Origin of the sequence: Arthrobacter sp. ZGTC212, from assembly GCF_002929255.1 — a bacterium.
GTDB classification, from domain to species: domain Bacteria; phylum Actinomycetota; class Actinomycetes; order Actinomycetales; family Micrococcaceae; genus Arthrobacter_B; species Arthrobacter_B sunyaminii.
In genome coordinates this window covers 1-518 of record NZ_PJIJ01000092.1, presented here as the reverse complement: position 1 = coordinate 518, position 518 = coordinate 1, and the positions used below count along the sequence as shown (strand labels likewise).

Genomic DNA, 518 nt, shown 5'->3' with positions numbered 1-518 from the left:
TGCACGTGAAATCGCTTCCGTCACTCTTGGGCCGGTTTACGAGCGCATGGGCTTCCTTCCGTCCTTCTCCCTTGCAGGAGTCCGCTAGCGCCATGCCATCCAGCAAAGTCACCGCGAGGGAAGGCTCCCGCTCCACAAAGGTGGCGGGAATGTCCAGTAACCCCCAAGGCGACCCAGCGGCGGCCACCGGCAGGAAGGTTGCCGGCGCGAACCGTGCGGAAGACGTCAGTGTGGGCGTCATCCTGGGCTTTCCACCGGATGTGGCTGAAGAGCTGCAGCGCTGGCGGGCATCCTTCGGCGATCCCCTGGCGGACGTAGTGCCGGCCCACATCACGTTGGTCACCACCACCACCACGCGGGACTGGGAGGGCACGCTGGAGCATGTCCGCGAGGTGGCCCGCCAGCAAAGCCCTTTCGAGGTCACCATCGCAGGCACGGGCACGTTCCGCCCTGTTTCCCCGGTGGTCTTCATCAATGTGGAGGACGGGTTCGAGGACTGCGTCGACCTCCACGAAAAG

The 518-nt window shown here is 64.9% G+C and carries 1 protein-coding gene; it reads left to right on the top strand.

The annotated features are described in order from the left end of the window. Positions 1-149: 149 nt before the first annotated feature. Positions 150-518, top strand: a 369-nt coding sequence (locus CXQ89_RS18060) for a 2'-5' RNA ligase family protein (RefSeq protein WP_146067319.1), incomplete at its 3' end; no start/stop codon positions are given.